This is a genomic window from Streptomyces sp. NPDC014676, assembly GCF_043084105.1.
In the GTDB taxonomy this organism is placed as follows: domain Bacteria; phylum Actinomycetota; class Actinomycetes; order Streptomycetales; family Streptomycetaceae; genus Streptomyces.
On sequence record NZ_JBIBZI010000015.1, the window covers coordinates 1 to 21,269 of the forward strand.

Genomic DNA, 21,269 nt, shown 5'->3' on the forward strand with positions numbered 1-21,269 from the left:
GGCGTCACCGAGGCCGGGCCCGCCTTCCAGGGCACCATCAAGTCGGCCGTCGCCTTCGGCGCGCTGCTCTCCCAGGGCATCGGCGACACCATCCGCGTCTCGCTGTCCGCCCCGCCGGTCGAGGAGGTCAAGGTCGGCATCCAGATCCTGGAGTCGCTGAACCTGCGCCAGCGCGGCCTGGAGATCGTCTCCTGCCCGTCCTGCGGACGCGCCCAGGTCGACGTCTACAAGCTCGCCGAGGAGGTCACCGCCGGGCTGGAGGGCATGGAGGTGCCGCTGCGCGTCGCCGTCATGGGCTGCGTCGTCAACGGCCCCGGCGAGGCCCGCGAGGCCGACCTCGGCGTCGCCTCCGGCAACGGCAAGGGCCAGATCTTCGTGAAGGGCGAGGTCATCAAGACCGTCCCCGAGTCGAAGATCGTGGAGACGCTGATCGAGGAGGCGATGAAGATCGCCGAGGAGATGGAGAAGGACGGCGCCGCGTCGGGGGAGCCGGCCGTCACCGTGAGCTGAACAGCACGGAATCCGAAGGGGGACCGAGCGTGACGATCCTGGAGAGCATCCGGCAACCACACGACCTGAAGGCGCTGTCCGAGGCGGAACTCGGTGAACTGTCCCACGAGATACGGGAGTTCCTGGTGCACGCGGTCGCGAGGACCGGTGGCCACCTGGGACCCAACCTCGGGGTGGTGGAACTCACCGTCGCCCTGCACCGGGTCTTCGAGTCGCCCGTCGACCGCATCCTGTGGGACACCGGCCACCAGTCCTACGTCCACAAACTCCTGACCGGCCGCCAGGACTTCTCCAAGCTGCGCGGCAAGGGCGGCCTGTCCGGCTACCCCTCCCGCGAGGAGTCCGAGCACGACGTCATCGAGAACAGCCACGCCTCCACGGCCCTCGGCTGGGCCGACGGACTCGCCAAGGCCCGCCAGGTGCGGGGCGGGAAGGGCCACGTCGTCGCGGTGATCGGCGACGGCGCCCTCACCGGCGGCATGGCCTGGGAGGCGCTCAACAACATCGCCGCCGCCAGGGACCGCCCGCTGATCGTCGTCGTCAACGACAACGAACGCTCCTACGCCCCCACCATCGGCGGCCTCGCCAACCACCTCGCGACCCTGCGCACCACCGACGGCTACGAACGCGTGCTGGCCTGGGGCAAGGACGTGCTCCAGCGCACCCCCGTGATCGGCCGCACCGTCTACGAGGCGCTGCACGGCGCGAAGAAGGGCTTCAAGGACGTCTTCGCCCCCCAGGGCCTCTTCGAGGACCTCGGCCTGAAGTACCTCGGCCCCATCGACGGCCACGACATCAGGGCCGTGGAGTCCGCGCTGCGCCGCGCCAAACGCTTCCACGGGCCCGTCCTGGTCCACTGCCTCACCGAGAAGGGCCGCGGCTACGAACCCGCCCTCGCCCACGAGGAGGACCACTTCCACACCGTCGGCGTGATGGACCCGCTCACCTGCGCGCCGCTGGCCCCGTCCGGCGGACCCTCCTGGACCGACGTCTTCGGCGAGGAGATCGTCCGGATCGGCGAGGAACGCGAGGACGTGGTCGCGATCACCGCCGCCATGCTGCGTCCGGTCGGCCTCGGCGCCTTCGCCGAACGGTTCCCGGACCGGGTGTGGGACGTCGGCATCGCCGAGCAGCACGCGGCCGTGTCCGCGGCGGGCCTGGCGACCGGCGGCCTGCACCCGGTCGTCGCCGTCTACGCCACCTTCCTCAACCGCGCCTTCGACCAGCTCCTGATGGACGTGGCGCTGCACCGTTGCGGGGTGACCTTCGTCCTGGACCGGGCCGGTGTCACCGGCGTCGACGGGCCCTCGCACAACGGCATGTGGGACATGTCCGTCCTCCAGGTCGTCCCCGGCCTGCGCATCGCCGCGCCCCGCGACGCCGATCAGCTCCGCGCCCAGCTGCGCGAGGCGGTCGCCGTCGACGACGCGCCCACCCTGCTCAGGTTCCCCAAGGAGTCCGTGGGCCCGGCGGTCCCCGCGCTGGACCGCGTCGGCGGCATGGACGTGCTCCACCGGGCGTCCGGCCCCGAGGTGCTGCTGGTGGCCGTGGGCGTGATGGCGCCCGTCTGCCTGAAGGCCGCCGAACTGCTCGAAGCGCGCGACATCGGATGCACCGTGGTCGACCCCCGCTGGGTCAAACCCGTCGACCCGGCCCTCCCACGACTGGCCGCCGGGCACCGTATGGTGGCCGTCGTCGAGGACAACAGCCGTGCGGCCGGGGTCGGTTCGGCGGTGGCGCTGGCGCTGGGCGACGCCGGGTGCGACGTGCCCGTGAGGCGGTTCGGCATCCCGGAACAGTTCCTCGCGCACGCCAAACGCGGCGAGGTGCTCGCCGACATCGGCCTCACCCCGGTCGAGATCGCCGGCCGGATCAGCGCGAGCCTCACCGCCGGGGAAGAGCCGGCGCCCCAGTCACCGGACCCACAGGAGCCACAGGCATGACCACCGCGGAGTCGTCGGGGACCGGGGAGTTCGACCTCGGCGCGCTGCTGGCCGAGCGCGGAGCCGAGCGCTACGAGCTGCACACCCGGTACCTCAACCCCCAGCTCCCGCGCATGCTGCGCACCATCGGCTTCGACAAGGTCTACGAGCGTGCCGAGGGCGCCCACTTCTGGGACGCCGACGGCAACGACCACCTCGACATGCTCGCCGGGTTCGGGGTGATGGGCCTGGGCCGCCACCACCCCGTGGTCCGCAAGGCGCTGCACGACGTCCTGGACGCCTCCCTCGCCGACCTCACCCGCTTCGACTGCCAGCCGCTGCCCGGCCTGCTGGCCGAGAAGCTCCTCGCGTACAGCCCCCACCTGGACCGGGTGTTCTTCGGCAACAGCGGCACGGAGGCGGTCGAGACCGCTCTGAAGTTCGCCCGGTACGCGACCGGCAGACCGCGCGTCCTGTACTGCGAGCACGCCTTCCACGGCCTGACCACCGGCTCCCTCTCCGTCAACGGAGAGTCCGGCTTCCGGGACGGCTTCGCCCCGCTGCTGCCCGACACGGCCGTCCCCCTCGGCGACCTCGACGCGCTGGAGCGGGAGCTGCGCAGGGGGGACGTGGCAGCCCTGATCGTGGAGCCGGTCCAGGGCAAGGGCGTGCACGAGGCGCCGCCCGGCTATCTGCGGGCCGCGCAGGAGCTGCTGCACCGGCACAAGGCGCTGCTGATCGCCGACGAGGTGCAGACCGGACTGGGCCGGACCGGCGACTTCTACGCCTACCAGCACGAGGAAGGCGTCGAACCGGACCTGGTGTGCGTGGCCAAGGCGCTCTCCGGCGGTTACGTACCGGTGGGTGCCACGCTCGGCAAGGACTGGATCTTCAGGAAGGTCTACTCGTCGATGGACCGGGTGCTGGTCCACTCGGCCAGCTTCGGGGCCAACGCCCAGGCCATGGCGGCGGGCCTCGCGGTGCTGTCGGTCATGGAGAACGAGCGGATCGTCGCCCGCGCCCGCGGCACCGGCGACCTGCTGCGGACCCGGCTGGCCGCGCTCACCGAGAAGTACGAGCTGCTCGCCGACGTCCGCGGCCGGGGCCTGATGATCGGCATCGAGTTCGGCCGGCCCCGGTCGCTGAGACTGCGCTCGCGCTGGACCGTGCTCCAGGCCGCCCGCAAGGGACTCTTCGCGCAGATGGTGGTCGTGCCGCTGCTGCAACGGCACCGCATCCTCACCCAGGTCTCCGGCGACCACCTGGAGGTGATCAAACTGATCCCGCCGCTGATCATCGACGAGGAGGACGTCAACCGGTTCGTGGAGGCCTTCACCGCGGTGATGGACGACGCGCACGACGGCGGCCTGGTGTGGGAGTTCGGCAGGACGCTGGTGCGACAGGCGGTGACCGACCGCTGACCTTCGCACCCGTGCCGGGTTTGCCTCCGAGGCAAGAAAATTGCCCGTGGGGCAAATCCGGGGCTCAATGGAGACATGAGCTCCTCCGAGACCGGACCGCCGGCCGAACCGGCCGACGCGCTCCCCGCGGTCGCGCCGCGGCTGCGCGCCCTGCGGCGGCGGGCCTCCCTCACGCTGGAGGCCGCCGCCCGCGACGCGGGTCTGTCGCCCGCCCATCTCTCCCGGCTGGAGACCGGACAGCGCCAGCCCTCGCTGCCGATGCTGCTCTCCCTCGCCCGTATCTACGGTACGACCGTCTCCGAGCTGCTCGGTGAGTCGGCCGCCGACCGGGACGCCGTGGTGCGCGCCGCCGACATGGAGTCCACGGCGGCGGGCGGCTGGACGTACTGGCAGGCCGGTGCCGCAGGGCGCGGCATGCAGGCCCTGCGGGTCCGTGTGCCGCACGGCTCCCAGGGCGACATCGTGCGCGTCCACGCCGGCGAGGAATGGCTGTACGTCCTCAAGGGGCGGCTGCGGCTGCGCCTCGGGGACGCCCTGCACCGGCTCGCCCCGGGCGACAGCGCGCACTTCGACTCGCTGACCCCGCACCGCATCGCCGCCGCCGACCCCGACGGGGTCGAGCTGCTGTTCGTCCACACCCTGCTGCAGAGTCCCACGGCCGCGCTGTGCCTGGGCCCGATCCACGGAGAAGCGACATGACCGGCAAAGACATGGAAGAGAAGTTCCCCCGGGCCCTGTGGGTGCGGCTGTTCATCTACATCGTGGTGGGACACCTCTTCGCGGCCTTCATCTATTTCCTCTTCGAGATCGCTCCGAAGAAGTAGACGCCCGCCCCGGGCCCGCCTCAGTCGAGCAGCCGCTCGCGCAGCCGCTCCCGGGTCCCGGGCGTGAGCCCGAGCGCCTGCTCCAGGTACGGGTCCACACCGCCCCAGGTCTCCTCGATGGTCTCGAAGGCCGCCGACAGGTACTCCTCGCGCGCGTCGAACAGCGGGCTGAGCAGCTCCATGACCTCGGGGGAGTAGGCCGAGGCGGAGCTGCCGCTGCGCCGCACCTTGTAGCGGCGGTGCTTGGCGTTGGACTTCAGGTAGTCGTCGACGATCGCGTCGCGCTCGACGCCCACCGCGAGCAGCGTCACCGCCACCGACAGCCCTGCGCGGTCCTTGCCGGCCGCGCAGTGCATCAGCGCGGGAACGCTGTCCTCGGCGAGCGAGCGCAGCACCCGGGAGTGCTCGGCGGTGCGCTCCTTGATGATCATCCGGTAGGAGCCGATCATCCGGTCCGCGCCCTTGCCGTCCGCGAGGATCGAGCGAAGCTGCTCCAGATCGCCGTCGCGGACCATCTTCCAGAACTCGGCGCCGTCGGCCGGGTCGCTGAGCGGCAGGTTCACGTTGCGCACGCCCGGCAGCGCGACGTCCGGCCCCTCCAGCCTCTGGTCGGCCGCGTTGCGGAAGTCGAAGACCGTGTGCAGTCCGAGCGAGGACAGGAAGGCGGTGTCCTCGGCGGTCGCGTGGGCGAGATGACCGCTGCGGAACAGCACACCGTGCCGCACCCGCCTGCCGTCGACGGTCGGCAGTCCGCCCACGTCGCGGAAGTTGCGTACTCCGGCCAGCTCGGGTTCGGTCGACGGCACCTGCTGCGTCACGAAGGACTCCTCCCGCTCGACGCCGCCGGCGGGGCTCGCCGACGGGCACGGGTCGACGATACGACATGCCTGCCTGGGGCAATGAGTTGTCCACAGGCATTGCCCGACGGCCCCCGTGCCCCCGATGATGTTGGTGTCTGATCGCATCTGTTCGGGTCTGTTGGAGGTTCGGTGACGCAGGTCTCCCAAGACGGTCGTACATGGCTCCTGTCGGGGCCGGCCAGCGGCTACGCGCTCCATGTCACGGACCGCGACGAGCTGGTGCATCTGCACTGGGGCCCGAGGATCGCGCTCGCCGACGCGGAGGCCCTCGCCGCGCGCCCGCTGCCGGACGACTGGCCGTTCGAGTCCCGCCTGGACGGGCGCGAGGAGTACCCGGTCGAGGGCGGCCCCCGCTTCGTGAGGCCCGCCCTGTCCGTACGCACCGCCGACGGGCGGCGCGGCACCGAGTGGGTCTTCGACGGCCACGAGACCGGCGACGGCGAACTCCGCCTCCGCTTCCGCGACGGCGGGCTGACCGTGACCCTGCACTACCGGATGCGCGACGACGTGATCGAACGCTGGGTGACCCTGCACAACCGGGGACCCGCGGTCGAGCTCCTGCGCGCCGACTCCGCCACCTGGACCCTGCCCGAGCGCGAGCACTGGCGGCTGTCCCAGCTCCACGGCCGCTGGGCCGCCGAGTCCCGGCTGACCCGATCCCCGCTCACCTACGGCGAGAAGGTCATCGGCAGCCGCCGCGGCCACACCGGACACCAGCACCTGCCCTGGGTCGCGCTCGACACCGACGCGACCGAGGAACGCGGAGAGGTCTACGGCTGCGCCCTCGGCTGGTCCGGCTCCTGGCGCGTCTCGGTCGCCCGACTCCCCGACGCACGCGTGCAGATCACCGGCGGCGCGGGACACGACGACTCCGGCCTGCTGATGCTGGGCACGGAGGAGACGTACGTCACACCGGTCTTCGCCGGTCTGTGGAGCGACGGCGGCTTCGGCGGCGCCAGCCGCGCCTGGCACGCCTACCAGCGGACGTACGTCGTCCCGGACGCGGACCGGGACCGGCCCGTGCTGTTCAACTCCTGGGAGGCCACCGGATTCGACATCTCGGAGGAGCGGCAGCGGGGACTCGCGGCGCGGGCCGCCGCGATGGGCGTCGAACTGTTCGTGGTCGACGACGGCTGGTTCGGGGCGCGGACGAGCGACCGGGCCGGGCTCGGCGACTGGACGCCCAACCCCGACCGCTTCCCCGGCGGCCTGAAACCCCTCGCCGACCATGTGCACGGGCTCGGGATGGAGTTCGGCATCTGGGTAGAGCCGGAGATGGTCAACCCCGACAGCGACCTGTACCGCGCGCACCCCGACTGGGTGCAGTTCCAGCCGGGCCGCCGGCGCACGGAGTACCGCAACCAGCTCGTGCTCAACCTCGCGCGCGACGACGTGCGGGAGTACCTCTGGGAGCGGCTCGACGGACTGCTCTCCAGCGCTCCCATCGACTACGTGAAGTGGGACTTCAACCGCTCCTCCACCGACGCCGGATGGCCGGACGACCCGTACCCGCAGCGGCTGTGGACCGACCATGTGCGCGGCCTGTACGCGCTGCTGGACCGGCTGCGGGCGGCCCATCCGGGCGTGGCCTTCGAGTCCTGCTCGGGCGGCGGCGGCCGGATCGACCTGGGGATCCTCTCCCGTACCGACCAGGTGTGGACCTCGGACAACACCGACCCGCTCGACCGGCTCGCCATCCAGCACGGCTTCAGCCAGATCCACCCGGCCCGGGTGATGGCCGCCTGGGTCACCGACAGCCCGAACGCGATGCTCAACGGACGGGTCAGCTCGCTGCGCTTCCGGTTCGTCAGCGCCATGGCCGGGGTGCTCGGCGTCGGCGGAGACCTCGCGCGGTGGACCGGGGAGGAACTCGCCGAGGCGCGGGAGTGGGTCGCGCTCTACAAGGAGATCCGGCCCGTCGTCCAGCGCGGCGACCTGTACCGGCTGCGCCCTCCGGAGGGCGGACTGAGCGCGGTGCAGTACGTCCTCGGCGACGAGACCGTCGTCCTCGCCTGCCTCCAGGCGCAGCACCACGGAGAGCCCGTCCCGGCCCTCCGGCTGCGCGGCCTCGACCCGGAGGCGTCGTACGAATGCCGCGAAACCGGCGAAACGTACCGAGGTGCCCTCCTGCTGCATCACGGGCTGCGCACCGGTCTGCGAGGAGATCTGGACGCCGCGGTGGTGCGGCTGCGGCGCCTGTGATCCGATGATTAGGGCGTTCTGTCCGATTAGGGCGGTTCGCCATAACGTGCCCCGAAAGAAAGGGGGATGGGGAAGGGGCGCGTGAGCAGCGTCATATCCGTGACGATGCGTTGTCGCCATGCTCACGTAATTCCATGGAACGACAAGGGAATTCGCGGGGGAAAGGGAATCCCGGCTGACGCTCGGTGACGTCAATTCCCCCTTTGGATCACGGAAAAGCGCGTTCGCGGTGAACCTCGCGCTTGTCCCCTCGCGTCCGGGTCGCTTACGTTCGCCACCGATCCGGACGGACGCCCAATCCTGCCGCCGCCCGGAGCCCGTACCCACACCGACCCGTGTACGGCAGGAGCGGGGGACCCACAGGTACCACTGCCTGTTCCGGTTCCCGGAACGGCTTGGGGTTAAGCCGCGTGACAACGCGGCCGGGCATCTCCAGCCCGAACCCGACAGCTCACCTCGCAGGCGCCGGAGAGGAATTCGACATGCCCGCGAAGGGTAAGCACCGCCGTACCAAGACCCAGCGTCTCACCCGCTCCATCGCCGTCGCCGGAACCGGTGGCGCCGCACTCGCCCTGCCGCTTCTCGGCGCCACCGGCGCGCACGCCGCCACGCCGCAGGCCGCCCCCGAAAAGGCCGTCCAGTCCCTTTCCGCCGCCGGCCAGGAGACCGTCGCCGAAAAGGGCGACGAGGCCCGCACGTACACCGTGAAGGCCGGCGACTACCTCGCCAAGATCGCCGAGACGGAGCACGTCGACGGTGGCTGGAAGCAGCTCTACACGGACAACCGGCAGGCCATCGGCGACGACCCGTCGCTCATCCACCCCGGCCTGAAGCTCTCCGTCGACGGCACGGCCGCCACGGGCGCGCCGGAGGAGCCGGCCGCCCCGGCGGCCCCGCAGGCCCAGGAGCAGGAGGCCGAGCAGCCGGCGGAGCAGCCCGCCGAGCAGCCCCCCTCGGACGCCTCCGCCCAGACCACGAGCACCGACCAGGCCGCGAGCGCCTCCGGTTACAGCTCCCCGGTGCCCGGCGCCGGGCTCGGCACCGCCTACAAGGTGGCCGGCAGCATGTGGTCCAGCGGCTATCACACCGGCGTCGACTTCGCCGTCCCGACCGGCACCTCCCTGAAGGCCGTCGGCGCGGGCACCGTCGTCTCCGCGGGCTGGGCCGGCGCGTACGGCAACCAGGTCGTCGTCAAGCTCGACGACGGCCACTACGCCCAGTACGCCCACCTGTCCGCGCTCTCCGTCTCGGCCGGCCAGACCGTGACCGGCGGCCAGCAGGTCGGCCTCTCCGGCTCGACCGGCAACTCGACCGGTCCGCACCTGCACTTCGAGATCCGCACCACCCCGGACTACGGCTCGGACGTGGACCCGGTCGCCTACCTCAGCTCGAAGGGCGTCTCCATCGGCTGACCCCCGCGGCGACCTTCCCGACACGCGCGCCGAAGGCCGGACCCCGATCCCCGGGGCCGGCCTTCGGCGTATTCCGGAGTTGGCCAACATTTTGAGAGTGTCTTATCTCACCGTGCGTCAACCCGTCCTTACGGTCGCGTAGGTCACATTCGAAGGTGAATCATGAGCGGCTGTGGCAGACGATTCGAAGAGTGACAGCAGAGCAGTGATCGGGTCGTACGTGGCGGTGGGGGACAGCTTCACCGAGGGCGTCGGCGACCCCGGCCCCGACGGGGCGTTCGTCGGCTGGGCCGACCGGTTCGCCGTGCTCCTCGCGGACCTCCGGCCCGAGGGCGACTTCGAGTACACCAACCTCGCCGTACGCGGAAAACTGCTGGACCAGATCGTGGCGGACCAACTGCCGAGGGCGGTCGAACTCGCCCCCGACCTGGTCTCGTTCTGCGCGGGCGGCAACGACATCCTCCGCCCGGGCAGCGACCCGGACGAGGTGGCCGAGCGGTTCGAGCGGGCGATCGCCGCGCTCACGGCCGTATCGGGAACAGTGATGGTGACCACCGGGTTCGACACGCGCGGCGTCCCCCTGCTGAAACATCTGCGCGGCAAGATCGCGACGTACAACATGCACGTACGGGCCGTCGCCGACCGCTACGGCTGCCCCGTGCTCGACCTGTGGTCCCTCAAGAGCGTCCAGGACCGCAGGGCCTGGGACGCCGACCGGCTGCACCTGTCGCCGGAGGGACACACCCGCGTCGCGCTCCGCGCCGGGCAGACCCTCGGCCTGGACGTCCCCGCCGATCCGGAACAGCCCTGGCCGCCCCTGCCGCCCCGCGGCACCCTCGACATCCGGCGGGACGACGTCCACTGGGCCCGCGAGTACCTGGTGCCGTGGATCGGCCGCCGGCTGCGCGGGGAGTCCTCCGGCGACCACGTGATCGCCAAGGGGACGCTGTCGCCGGACGACATCAAGGTACGGATCGCCGCGGTGGCGTGAGCGTTCGCGCGATAGCGTGGTGATCATGGGGGACCGGGATCTGCGGCAGGCGACCGCGGCGGACGTCGAGGCGGTGGCCGAACTGCGTGCCGTGGTGCTGCGGGCCGATCTGGAACGGCTCGGGCGCTACGACGCACAGCGGGTGCGGCAGCGGCTGCGCGACGGGTTCGACCCGGCCCACACCTGGGTGATCGAGACGGGCGGCACCTTCGCCGGCTGCGTGGCGCTGCGCCCTGCCGGGGACTCCCACTGGCTGGAGCACTTCTATCTGGCCCCGCACCTCCAGGGCGCCGGCATCGGCTCGGGCGTGCTGCGCGAACTGCTGCGGCGGTCCGACCGCGACGCCGCCGTCGTACGGCTGAACGTACTGCGGGGCAGCCCGGCCCGCCGCCTCTACGCACGGCACGGGTTCACCGTGGAGACGGAGGACCCGGTGGACGTGTTCATGGTGCGACAGCCGTCCCGGCCCTTCGATCAGCCCCGGCCGTACCCGGCACCGCGGAGCCGGTCCGGCCGCACATAATGGAATGTCTGACCGACTCCACTTGGAGGTACCGTGGCCGGTTCCCCATCCCACAGCTCCGGGCTGCGCGCCCTGCGGCCCGAGGCCTTCGGCGCGGACCCGGGTGGCGAACGCATGGCACGCATCCGCAGATCCCCGCACTTCAAGGACGGTGTGTTCCAGAACCCCGGGGGCACCGCCCGGATCCGCCCGTCGGGGTCGACGCGGGACCTGGCGAAGATCTACCTCGACAAGGACTCCCGGTCCCGCCGCGCCCCGAAGGGCACCATCCCGGTGCACCCCACCACCCTCGCCGACCTCTCCCGTCCGCCGGCGAGCGGGCTGCGCCTGACCTGGATGGGCCACTCCAGCGTGCTCGCGGAGATCGACGGGCACCGGGTCCTGTTCGACCCCGTGTGGGGTGAGCGCTGCTCACCCTTCCCCTTCGCCGGGCCCAAGCGGCTGCACCCCGCCCCGCTGCCGCTGGCCGCGCTCGGCCCGGTCGACGTCGTCGTGATCTCCCACGACCACTACGACCACCTGGACCTGCCCACGATCAAGGCGCTGGCCGGCACGGACACCCTGTTCGCCGTGCCCCTCGGCGTCGGCGCGCACCTGGAGCGCTGGGGCGTGTCCGCCGGACGGCTGCGCGAGCTGGACTGGCACGAGACGACGAAGATCGGCGGACTCGCCCTCACCGCCACCCCGGCCCGCCACTTCTGCGGCCGGGGTCTGCGCAACACCCAGCACACCCTGTGGGCCTCCTGGGTGGCCGCGGGCGAGGAGCACCGGATCTACCACAGCGGTGACACCGGCTACTTCGACGGCTTCAAGGACATCGGCACCGACCACGGCCCGTTCGACGCCACGATGATCCAGGTCGGCGCGTACTCGGACTTCTGGCCCGACATCCACATGACGCCCGAGGAAGGCGTCCGGGCCCATCTCGACCTGCAGGGCGGCGAGGCGGCCGGCGTGCTGCTGCCCATCCACTGGGGCACCTTCAACCTGGCACCGCACGCATGGGCGGAGCCGGGGGAGTGGATGAAGGACGCGGCCGGGGAGGTGGGCCAGCCGGTGGCGTTCCCGCGGCCGGGTGAGCCGTTCGAGCCGGCGGGGAAGGTGCCGGTGGAGGCGTGGTGGCGGGCGATCTCCGGCCCGATCGCCCGTCCGTGGCACCGTCCCCGGATCACCGAGGGGGCGGCCGAGACGAGCAAGGGCGATCTCGACCTCGCCGGTGAGCGGTGAGGTCATCAGGTCAGTCGCTGACGGTGTCGAGCACCACCCGGGTGACCTGCTCGGGGTCGTCGGACATCGGTGAGTGCCCACAGCCCCCGAGGGAGACGTGCCGGGCGCCCGGAAGCAGTCGTGCCGCCCTGAGTGCCTGGTGGGGCGGGGTCATCAGGTCCCGTGTGCCCCAGCCGACCGTGACCGGGACCTCAGGGGTGAAGGCCCGCAGCCGGTAGGCGCGTACGGCGCGCCGCGTCGCCTCGAAGCCGGGAGAGCGGGCCAGGTCGCGCAGCGCGTCGGCGGCCGCCGCCTCCGGGATCCGCCAGGGCCGGGCGGCGAGCTGCCAGAAGGCCACGGTGCGCCCGATCGGGTGTCCGGCGATCCGGCCGGGGCGTTCGGCGCAGGCTCGTGCCATCGCGTGGGCGACGCGGAGCGAACCGAGGGCGTAGGCGGCCTCGGGGCGGCTCCACAGCCCGATGGGGGACAGCGCGACGACGCTGCCGACCGCGCCGCCGCGGGCCAGTTCCAGGGCGACGGCCCCACCGAGGGAATTCCCCGCGACGGGCGGGCGGGTGAGGCCGGCACCGGGGAGCCACGCGGCGACGGCGGCGGCCAGCGCCTCGACGGTGGGCGTGGTCCCTTCAGGGAGCGGGGGACTGTCACCGAAGCCCGGGAGGTCGACGGCCACCACCTCGTGCCCGCGGGCGAGGCGCTCCAGGACGGGCGCCCAGCCGGCCCGGTCGAGTTGGAGGACGACCATCAGGGGCGGCCCGCTGCCGAGTCGCCGCGACGCCAGTTCCAGGTCCGGCATATCCGCATCATAGGAGGACGGTCCGGGACGCGCACCCGTGCACGGAGGCACCCGTCGGTGGTCTGTCACGCACTCTCCCCCGGCCCGGGTTCCAGGTGCCCCGGCCAGGACCCGGCATGATCCGGAAGGCCATCCCCTCCGACGCCGGTGCGGTCTCCGTCCGTACGGTTCGACAGGTGGCCGGGAACCGTCGCGCCTAGGCTTGATGTCCGGAAGATCCCTGTCTCGGGTCCTGCGGGATGGAGGCGCGATGCTGCGGACACGGGTGTGCGGAGTACTGGGCATCGAGGTGCCGATCGTGCAAGGGCCGCTCGGCGGGCCCTGGCAGCAGAGCATGCGGCTTGCCGCGGCGGTCAGCGACGCCGGGGCGCTGGGCAGTGTCCCCACCACGCTGCGCACGCCGGCACAGGTCCGTGACGACGTGCGTCGGCTGCGCGAGCTCACCGACCGGCCGTTCGCGCTGAACATGACCCGGCGGCCGTTCGACCCCGAGGTCTTCGACGCGGTGATCGCCGAGTCCCCACCGGTGTTCTCCTTCGCGCTCGGCGAGCCGGATGACCTGGTGACCCGCGTCCACGATGCCGGCGCGGTCTTCCTGCAGCAGGTGACGACGGTCGAGCAGGCGGTGCGCGCGGCCGAGGCCGGTGTCGACGTGATCAGCGCGCAGGGCACCGAAGCCGGCGGGTTCTGCGGCGATGTCAGCACGATGGCGCTGGTGCCGCAGGTCGTCGACGCCGTCCGGCCGCTGCCGGTACTCGCCTCCGGCGGCGTCGCCGACGGGCGGGGCATCGCCGCGGCACTGGCCCTGGGGGCGCAGGGCGTGAACATCGGCACCCGATTCCTGGCCTCGGCCGAATGCGGGGTCAGTGACGACTGGAAGGCAGCCATCCTCTCCGCCGCCAGTCAGGACGCCGTCAAAGTGGCGTTCGTCGAGCACATCCTGCCCCCGCCGACCGAGGGTGGGTACATGACCGTCCCCCGGTCACTGCGCACCCCGTTCGTCGAGGAGGGGAACGCCGGCCCCGAAGCGGCCGCCGCTCAGGCCGAGGCGTTGCGCAGCAAAATGATGACGTCGATGCGTGACGGTACGGCGCACGAACTGATCCCGTTGACGGGCCAGACCGCCGGCCTCGTCCGCGACATCGTCCCGGCCGCCGAACTCGTCCACCGGCTGATCACGGAGGCGGAGACGACGCTACGCGCTCTGGCCGGCCTGGCGCCGGCGAAGAACGGCGCCGGTGAACCACCCGGGTAGGAACGGCCGGCGTCTCGCAGCAGGATGCCGGCCCGGGCCCGTCGGCCCCGCCGCGGCAACGAGCCGGACACCTCCGCGACGAACTCCGGCGGCCGGCCCCGGAGCGGCTCCACCTCCCCGCCCCCCTGCCCGCTACCCGACGGGATCACCCGACGTGACGAAGCACTACGGGGCAGCCCGGTGGCTCCTGCGGCCCCGTACCGCCCAGGCCAGGGCCGTGAGCGGGACGGAGCCGTCCGCCTCCCGGGGGACTTTCGCGCTCAGTGCGTCCCGTACCCGCTCCCGGTCGGCCGGGGCGAGGGCGGCGAGGTAACCCGGCGCGGGACCCTGGCCCGCCCGGAAGGGGTCCCACAGGTCGGCGAAGTCGGTGAAGACCGTGGGCACCTCGATCGGGACGACGGACACGTCCACGAGTCCCGCTCCGGTCCAGACCGCGCGCAACGCCTCCGGGCGGCAGACCGGGAACCGGCGGCCCTCGTCCAGCGTGGCCGCGGCCGGGTCCACCTCGACGGCGGCGTCCCAGAAACGTCGCAGGAAGCCCATGCCCTCGGCGTAGTCCCACACGTACGCGGCGACCAGGCCACCCGGCCGGGTCACCCGCACCATCCGGGCGACCGCCGCGGTGGGGGAGGGCAGGAAGTTCAGGACCAGGCCGCTGGCGACCACGTCGCACGCCTCGGCGCGTACGGGCAGCGTCATCGCGTCGGCCACGACGAAGTGCGCGGGCGAGGAGACGGACGCCCGTGCGTGGGCGACGAACCCCTCCGACCGGTCGACTCCCACCACCGTGCGGGGTCGGCAGCGAGCTGCCACCGTGGCCGTCAGACCGCCCGCACCACAGCCCACGTCCAGCCACCGCAGACCGTCGGCGGCGCCGAGCCAGGCGCCGAACCGCTCGGCGACGCGGCGGCTCCAACGGCCCATGTACCGCTCGTAGGCGGCCCCGGCCGACCACACGTCGTACCGCTGCTGCTCTCGCATGCGTTCAGGATTCCGGCCCCGCAGCCTTACCGGCCGCAGCCACGCCAGTGTCGTTCGACGGCTCCTGGGCGGACCGGAGCAGGGCGGCCGTCGCAGCCGCACGTCGCGCGTACGACGGTCGTCACCGACCGGCAGCCGGATCGACGAGCCCGTTCGGGACGCCACGACGCCGCCACGGCGGTTGAGGCCGCGGTCAACGGGCAGGTGGCCGAGTCGGTGACGAGATTTCAAACGGGCCCCAGTGGTACGGAGCATCCCCGGGCGCCGGCCACGGGACAGGCCGCAAGGTCCTCAGTGTTCCCCGACAGGGCCGGAAACCGGGGCGCGCCGGGCTTCCCTGCCATGTGATGATCCTTTCGGTGTGCCGGGGTTCCTGGCACGTCAGTCGCCTTACCACACCCTTGGGGGCAGCAATGAGCCTGTTATCCGCTGGACGTCCGGTACGCCTCAGATCCGGTGCCGCCGTGGCGGTGGCGGCCGGCCTGCTGACGGCCGGCCTCGCCGCGCCCGCGTTCGCCGCCGACGACCCGCCGCAGACCGACCAGCTGTGGATCAACACGCCGTACGAGCAGACGCTGCCGACCGGCACCGACGGCGGTCAGCCGGAGTCCCGCACCCTCGGCGTCGGCATCTACCACGACAACGACAACTTCACGGTGACCGACGGCAGGCTCACCATCGACGTCTCCGGCCTCGCCGGGGTCGCCGAGGTGACCTGGTCCGACAACTGCACTCCGGGCGGCGCCGGCGCGGTGTGCGACATCCCCGTGGTCCCCGTGATCGGGGAAGACTACGAGGACCAGGTGTTCCTGACGGTGCGCGCGGCCGACGGCGCCGAAGCCGGCGCGCAGGGCAGGATCACCTACGAGGCGACGGCCACCGGCGGCCCCGACGGGACGCTCACCGCGCCGCACGACAGCTTCGACACCACGCTCACCGTCGGCGCCGGACCCGACCTCGCCATCGACCCCGTCGCCGACATCGAGGACGGTCTGCCCGGCGACGAGCGGACGATCCCGTTCAGGATCACCAACAACGGCAACGAGAGCGCCGACGGGTTCACCGTCAAGCTGTACGCCTCGTACGGCCTGACGGATCTGACCCGGTACGACGCCTGCGCCTACACCACGACGGACGGCAGCGACTACGCACCGTCGAACAAGGCGATCTGCACGTTCGACCAGGTGCTGGCGCCGGGCGACTCCTTCGAGCTGCCCGAGCCGCTGACGGTGCGACTCGCCCCGCACGCGCTGAACGAGCGGCTCGACATCGACGTCGAGCCGGGCGGCGGCGCCCAGGACATCGACTCCGAGAACGACTACACGGCCCTCCAGATCGGCGCGGAGAACACCGCGGACTTCTCCGTGACCGGTGACACCGTCTCCGGCGCGGCGGGCGAGACGGTCACGGCCGAGCTCACGTTCGAGAACAACGGCCCGGCCTGGTTCGGCAACCTCGGCTCCGGCGACCCGGTCGCCGAGGTCCGGCTGGTCGTGCCCGAGGGCACCACGGTCACCGGCGTGCCGTCCGGCTGTTCCCCGCGCACCCTCGACGGCGGCTACCACCCGAAGCGGACGGGCGCCCCGCGCTACGACTGCAGCCTGCCGTACTGGGTGCTGGAGGACACCCGGCGCACGTTCGCGTTCTCCGTGCGCGTCGACGCCGTGGTGCCCGGCACGACCGGTGCCGTGAGCATTCACCCTCCGTACGGCGAGTTCGGCGAGTACCCCTTCGACTTCGACCCGGATCTCACGAACAACACGGCGGTCCTGACCGTCGACTGACCGGCCCGAGGGTTCGGAGCGGCCACCCGAGCGGCTGCTCCGAACCCCAAGTCCGTGCCCCGTACGGCAGTTCGGGCCGTCCCGCTCTCCAAGGGCCACCGCGGTCCGCCGTCCGCACACGCCTCGCGGAGCGACAGCCGCACCTCGGCCCGGTTCCTCCGGTCCCCTCGACCGATCCAGGGACCGCGCGAAGAGGCGTTCGTCAGGGCGGGGTTGAGGGCGTGCGGTCCAATTGGCTCGGACATCACTGCCTTCGGACCACCGCGGGGGAGACATGGCCGTCACGTACGTGATGCTCGCTCGGCTGCCCGAAGGAGGCCTGGACGCCTTCGACGCTTATGAAAGCGCCGTTCTGCCGCTCCTCGCCGAGTACGGAGGGCGTCTCGAGCGACGACTGCGCACCCTGGACGATCGGATCGAGGCCCACCTCGTCACCTTTCCCACCAGCGGGGACCTCGCCGCCTACCGGGCGGACCCCCGGCGTTCCGCCGCCGCACCACTGCTGGAAGCGTCCGGGGCGGCGGTCGAACTGCTCGCGGTCCGCGACGTGCGGTGACGGTGTGCGGCGTCGGGGAAGGCCTGTGCCCGCGTAAAAGGCGGGAATTGAGGGCCTCGGCGCGGTCTGGGACAGGGGTGTCCGCGGCCTCGGCGGGGTCCCGGGCGCGCTGTGACCGCTGTCCGTGACCGTCTTGGCCGACTGCTTGCGGACGGGCCCTCACGCGCCTGCTCAAACCCTTGGCTAACCGCTCCTGACCTGGCCCTTCTTGAATCTGCGCATAGGGTGGGAAGTCCTGCCGAGCACCAGGGGAAGGGGACTCCGTGAGTGAGGGTGCCAGCGGATACGACGCCACTCGTATCGCAGTGCTGGAGGGGCGTGAGGCCATTCGGAAACGGCCCGGGATGTACGTCGGCTCGACCGGGGTACGGGGCCTGTACCACCTGTTGTTCGAGGTCGTCGGCTGGTCGGTGAACGAGGTGCTGGCCGGCGGTGGCGGCTGCGTCGACGTCACCCTCACGCCCGACGGCGGCGTCCGTGTCACCGACGACGGGCAGGGTGTCCCCGTCGAAGCGGCCGGGGACACCGGCGGTACCGGCCTCGAAGCCCTGCTGACCCGCCCGTACGCCGGGACCGGCCCCGGCTGCCGCCCCACCGTGAACTGGTGGAGCGCCTTCGGCACGGGGCCCTGTGTCACCAACGCTCTGTCGAGCCGTCTCACGGCCGAGGTGCGGCGCGGGCAGGTGCGCTGGGTCCAGGAGTACGTACGCGGCGCCGCTGTCGCTCCGCCGGTCGCCGCCGGACCGGCGACCGGCGGAGGGACCTCCATCGCCTTCTGGCCCGACGCCGGCATCTTCGAGACGACGGAGTACTCGTTCGCCGTACTGGCCGAACGCTTCAGGGAAATGGCCCTGTTGAACCGAGGCCTGAGCATCTCCCTGACCGACGAACGCCCCGAGGGCGGGCCCCGGTCGGTACGCTTCCGGTTCTCCGGCGGACCGGAAGACTTCGTCGCCTTCCTCGATGCGCAGACCGGAGGGTACGTCACCCCGGACATCATCGCCTTCGAGCGGGAGGACGCGCGGATGGCGGGGACGGTGGAGGTGGCCCTGAGCTGGCGCGACCTGGGTGAGGAACGGATCCGGACCTTCGCCAACTGCGTGCCCACCCCCGAGGGCGGCACGCACGCGGACGGGTTCCGCGCAGGGGTGACGGCCGCGGTCAACACGTACGCGCGTCGGCGAGGGCTGCTGACGGCGGCGGACCCCGACCTCACCACCGACCACATCGGCAAGGGGCTGACAGCGGTCGTCTCGGTGAAACTGGAAAGCCCCGAATACCAGGGCGCCACCCGGGGCAAGCTGGGCGGCGCCACCGTGTACGACTGCGTCGAGCAGGCCGTCGGGGAGCACCTCGGCACATGGCTGACCCGACAGCCGGAACAGGCCGCCGACCTCATCGGCCGCATCACCCGGGCGACTCGGTGCGCGGCCGGCACCACACCTCCTCACGTGTCCGACGGCCCTGTGCCGGCGGGCGGTCGGTGACGGGACGGGAAGGAGCCGTCCGCGTCGGCCGTCCGGGCACCGTACGGCGTGGCACACCCTCTCCGTCCTGGCTGGATGGTGACGGTGAGTGATGTTATGGCCGGAGGGGTGGGGTGCGGCGATGACGGTTGAAAGCGCCTGACCCGCTGACCCCCGGACGGTCGGCGGGCGCGCCGACGGGGCTCGGGCGGCCGGGTGCCTTCTCTCGGCGCTGACTTGCGGCGACCGCTTGTGACCAGCCCTGATCGCCCCTTGCTCGCTCCCGATCCCTTCCTCGGGAGGGTTATCGGTCTGTCGTACGAAGCCTCATACCAGAGCGCGATGCTGTCCGCATGAGTTTGTCAACTGCCCACCGCACATGATGCGGTGGTGACTACGGTGAGTGTCGGTCGGGCGGCACCGCGGCACCTCATGCCGTAGGACGCTTCTGCGTCGAGGGGCCGCGTCCAAACAGTCGGATCAGGGAGCGGGGACCGGTACGTGCAGCCACAAGGCGGACGAGGGAGCGGACGGGGCGAGGGGCCCCGACGCCCGGGCCCGGCCGGTGCCCCGGGTCCGGCCGGAGCGCGGGGCATCGCCGGCACCACGGTCATGGCCCGCGAGCCGGACCGCGCCGATGAGAACCCCGCCGGCACCCGGGCCCGCCGGACCGGTCCGGCCGCCCGCGCGGACCGCCGTGAGGGCGGCCGGCACGGACGGCCGCCCGCGCGGACCGCTCCCGCGCCGCCCGAGGCGCCGATACGGCCCCAACTGCTGCGCCTCGCCGTGCTCCCGCCCGTGGCGGTGGCCCTCAGCGCCTGCGCGGCCGTGCTCTTCACCGTCCGCTCCACCGGGGTCCGGCCGAGCCTCACCCTGTGGGCCGTCCTCGGCGGCGCCACCTCGGTGACGTGCGCCGGCATCGTCATCGCCGCCGTGGCCGCCGACCGCGCCGCCCGGTCCGTGCGCGACCGCATCGGCACGCTGCGCCGCAGCACCGCCCGGCGCGAGGCCGACCTGGGCACCCTCGTCGAGGCACTGCGCCGCGGCGACGACCCGCCCCCACGCGGCCGGCGGGGCGAACAGACCGATGCCCTCGACGACGACGCCGACTTCGACCTGCTCGCCGCCGACCTCGCCCGCGCGCACGACGGGGCCGTCCACGCCGTCGTACAGGCGTACCGGCTCTCCAGCCAGACCGGCAGCGAACAGAAGCTCGAGGTGTTCGTCAACCTCGCCCGGCGCCTGCAGTCCCTGGTGCACCGCGAGATCTCCCTCCTCGACGAGCTGGAGAACGAGATGGAGGACCCCGACCTGCTCAAGGGGCTTTTCCACGTCGACCACCTCGCCACCCGCATCCGCCGCCACGCGGAGAACCTCGCCGTGCTCGGCGGGGCCGTCTCCCGGCGGCAGTGGAGCAACCCGGTCTCCATGACCGAGGTGCTGCGCTCGGCGATCGCCGAGGTCGAACAGTACTCACGGGTCAAGCTCGTGCCGCCCATCGACGGCACCCTGCGCGGACACGCCGTCGCCGACGTCATCCACCTGCTCGCCGAACTCGTCGAGAACGCCACGGTGTTCTCCGCCCCGCACACCCAGGTGCTGCTGCGGGCCAATCTCGTCACCTCCGGGCTCGCCGTCGAGGTCGAGGACCGCGGACTCGGCATGCCCGTCGGCGAGCAGGACCGGATGAACGCGCTGCTCACCGATCCCGACCAGGTACAGGTCGCCAGCCTGCTCGCCGACGGCCGGATCGGCCTGTTCGTGGTCTCCCAGCTCGCCAAACGGCACGGCATCCACGTACGGCTCCAGAGCAACATCTACGGCGGGGTCCAGGCCGTGCTCGTGGTGCCGCAGGCACTGCTCGGCACGGAGCCGGAGACCGCCGGCGGCGGACAGGGCGCGGCACCGCGGCCGCACGACCGCGGCACCGGCGCCGTCCCGATGGCCCGTCACATGTCCGCCGTACCGGCTCCCGTGGACGCTCCCCCGCCGGGCGGCGGGCAGGCGCAGTCACCCGGGGCACCCCTCACGCCCGCCGTTCCACAGCCCTGGCCCTCCACCAGGCCCCCGTCGCCCGCCGGTGACACGCCCGCCCCGCCGCTGCCCCTGCGCGGCGCCCGTGAGGTGCGCCCCGGCCCCGCCGGGGCCGTACCCGGCGTCCACCACGGCGACCGGGACGACACCCTCATGGACCACCGGACCACGCCCTCCGCCCCGCACGGCGGCACGGTGCGCGGCACCATGGACAGACCCCGGCTGCCCCGCCGCCGCGCCCAGGAGCACATCGTCCCGCAGCTCCGCGACGGCCCCGCGCCCCGCCAGGACACCGAGTACGTCGCCGGGCACGACCCCAACCTGATGGCCGCCTTCCAACGCGGCGTCAGCCTCGCGGAGTCCCGGCAGGAGTCCCCCGCCGCACCGCGGCCCGCCACACCCGCACCCCCCACCGACCACCCCGCCCGACACGGCGGGAGCACACCCGCCGGATGACCGGCACCACCCCCAGCGCTCCCGCAGACCTTCGTACCCCAAGGAGTCGATC

Annotated in this window: 18 protein-coding genes and 1 riboswitch; of the genes, 15 read left to right on the forward strand and 3 right to left on the reverse strand. The window is 72.4% G+C overall.

Features of this window, described 5'->3' with window-relative positions:
• From ACF1DX_RS31445 to ACF1DX_RS31465, 5 genes are all read left to right on the forward strand, one after another.
• On the forward strand, positions 1-510 hold a 510-nt coding region (locus ACF1DX_RS31445), incomplete at its 5' end, for a flavodoxin-dependent (E)-4-hydroxy-3-methylbut-2-enyl-diphosphate synthase (RefSeq protein WP_391794538.1).
• A gap of 29 nt (positions 511-539) precedes the next feature.
• The gene (gene dxs / locus ACF1DX_RS31450; RefSeq protein WP_391794539.1) at positions 540-2,453 is read left to right on the forward strand and encodes a 1-deoxy-D-xylulose-5-phosphate synthase; all 1,914 of its coding nucleotides are present in this window, start codon (positions 540-542) and stop codon (positions 2,451-2,453) included.
• Positions 2,450-3,853 carry an aspartate aminotransferase family protein gene (locus ACF1DX_RS31455; RefSeq protein WP_391794540.1) on the forward strand — a complete coding sequence of 468 codons (1,404 nt, stop codon included), beginning with the start codon at positions 2,450-2,452 and terminating at the stop codon, positions 3,851-3,853. The genes dxs and ACF1DX_RS31455 overlap by 4 nt, the downstream gene beginning before the upstream one ends.
• Positions 3,854-3,928: 75 nt before the next feature.
• Positions 3,929-4,552 carry a helix-turn-helix domain-containing protein gene (locus tag ACF1DX_RS31460; RefSeq protein ID WP_391794541.1) on the forward strand — a complete coding sequence of 208 codons (624 nt, stop codon included), beginning with the start codon at positions 3,929-3,931 and terminating at the stop codon, positions 4,550-4,552.
• Positions 4,549-4,677, forward strand: a complete 129-nt coding sequence (locus ACF1DX_RS31465; RefSeq protein ID WP_391794542.1) for a DUF6126 family protein — start codon at positions 4,549-4,551, stop codon at positions 4,675-4,677. Before ACF1DX_RS31460 ends, ACF1DX_RS31465 begins: the two co-directional genes overlap by 4 nt.
• A 20-nt stretch (positions 4,678-4,697) precedes the next feature.
• On the opposite strand, the gene ACF1DX_RS31470 is transcribed toward ACF1DX_RS31465, so the two are convergent.
• Positions 4,698-5,495 (reverse strand): tyrosine-protein phosphatase, encoded by a 798-nt coding sequence (locus ACF1DX_RS31470; protein ID WP_391794543.1) that lies wholly within the window; start codon positions 5,493-5,495, stop codon positions 4,698-4,700.
• Positions 5,496-5,666: 171 nt separating this feature from the next.
• Between ACF1DX_RS31470 and ACF1DX_RS31475 the strand changes: the two genes are divergently transcribed.
• The 5 genes from ACF1DX_RS31475 to ACF1DX_RS31495 all read left to right on the forward strand — a co-directional run bounded on the left by ACF1DX_RS31475 (position 5,667) and on the right by ACF1DX_RS31495 (position 11,892).
• A complete protein-coding gene (locus ACF1DX_RS31475; RefSeq protein ID WP_391794544.1) occupies positions 5,667-7,739 on the forward strand; it encodes an alpha-galactosidase in 2,073 nt (690 codons plus the stop codon).
• A gap of 316 nt (positions 7,740-8,055) precedes the next feature.
• Positions 8,056-8,217, forward strand: a riboswitch (cyclic di-AMP (ydaO/yuaA leader).
• 4 nt (positions 8,218-8,221) lie between these two features.
• On the forward strand, positions 8,222-9,151 hold the full coding sequence (locus ACF1DX_RS31480; RefSeq protein ID WP_391794545.1) for a peptidoglycan DD-metalloendopeptidase family protein: 930 nt from the start codon (positions 8,222-8,224) through the stop codon (positions 9,149-9,151).
• A 205-nt stretch (positions 9,152-9,356) separates the two neighbouring features.
• Entirely contained in the window at positions 9,357-10,142 is a 786-nt protein-coding gene (locus tag ACF1DX_RS31485) for an SGNH/GDSL hydrolase family protein (protein ID WP_391794713.1), read from the forward strand.
• Positions 10,143-10,167: 25 nt separating this feature from the next.
• A complete protein-coding gene (locus ACF1DX_RS31490; RefSeq protein ID WP_391794546.1) occupies positions 10,168-10,665 on the forward strand; it encodes a GNAT family N-acetyltransferase in 498 nt (165 codons plus the stop codon).
• 33 nt (positions 10,666-10,698) lie between these two features.
• On the forward strand, positions 10,699-11,892 hold the full coding sequence (locus ACF1DX_RS31495) for an MBL fold metallo-hydrolase (RefSeq protein ID WP_391794547.1): 1,194 nt from the start codon (positions 10,699-10,701) through the stop codon (positions 11,890-11,892).
• A gap of 10 nt (positions 11,893-11,902) precedes the next feature.
• Here the strand turns inward: ACF1DX_RS31495 and ACF1DX_RS31500 are convergent, their stop codons facing one another.
• Positions 11,903-12,685: an alpha/beta fold hydrolase gene (locus ACF1DX_RS31500; protein ID WP_391794548.1), complete on the reverse strand. Its 783-nt coding sequence runs from the start codon at positions 12,683-12,685 to the stop codon at positions 11,903-11,905.
• Positions 12,686-12,935: 250 nt separating this feature from the next.
• Between ACF1DX_RS31500 and ACF1DX_RS31505 the strand changes: the two genes are divergently transcribed.
• Entirely contained in the window at positions 12,936-13,940 is a 1,005-nt protein-coding gene (locus tag ACF1DX_RS31505) for an NAD(P)H-dependent flavin oxidoreductase (protein ID WP_391794549.1), read from the forward strand.
• 165 nt (positions 13,941-14,105) lie between these two features.
• Here ACF1DX_RS31505 and ACF1DX_RS31510 read toward each other — a convergent pair whose 3' ends face one another.
• On the reverse strand, positions 14,106-14,921 hold the full coding sequence (locus tag ACF1DX_RS31510; RefSeq protein ID WP_391794550.1) for a class I SAM-dependent methyltransferase: 816 nt from the start codon (positions 14,919-14,921) through the stop codon (positions 14,106-14,108).
• A 464-nt stretch (positions 14,922-15,385) separates the two neighbouring features.
• On the opposite strand from ACF1DX_RS31510, the gene ACF1DX_RS31515 reads away from it, so the two are divergent.
• From ACF1DX_RS31515 to ACF1DX_RS31530, 4 genes are all read left to right on the forward strand, one after another.
• A complete protein-coding gene (locus ACF1DX_RS31515; protein WP_391794551.1) occupies positions 15,386-16,705 on the forward strand; it encodes a hypothetical protein in 1,320 nt (439 codons plus the stop codon).
• 274 nt (positions 16,706-16,979) lie between these two features.
• A complete protein-coding gene (locus ACF1DX_RS31520) occupies positions 16,980-17,261 on the forward strand; it encodes a hypothetical protein (RefSeq protein WP_391794552.1) in 282 nt (93 codons plus the stop codon).
• Positions 17,262-17,524: 263 nt separating this feature from the next.
• On the forward strand, positions 17,525-18,748 hold the full coding sequence (locus tag ACF1DX_RS31525) for a DNA gyrase subunit B (protein WP_391794553.1): 1,224 nt from the start codon (positions 17,525-17,527) through the stop codon (positions 18,746-18,748).
• 591 nt (positions 18,749-19,339) lie between these two features.
• Entirely contained in the window at positions 19,340-21,217 is a 1,878-nt protein-coding gene (locus ACF1DX_RS31530) for a sensor histidine kinase (RefSeq protein ID WP_391794554.1), read from the forward strand.
• Positions 21,218-21,269: the final 52 nt, after the last annotated feature.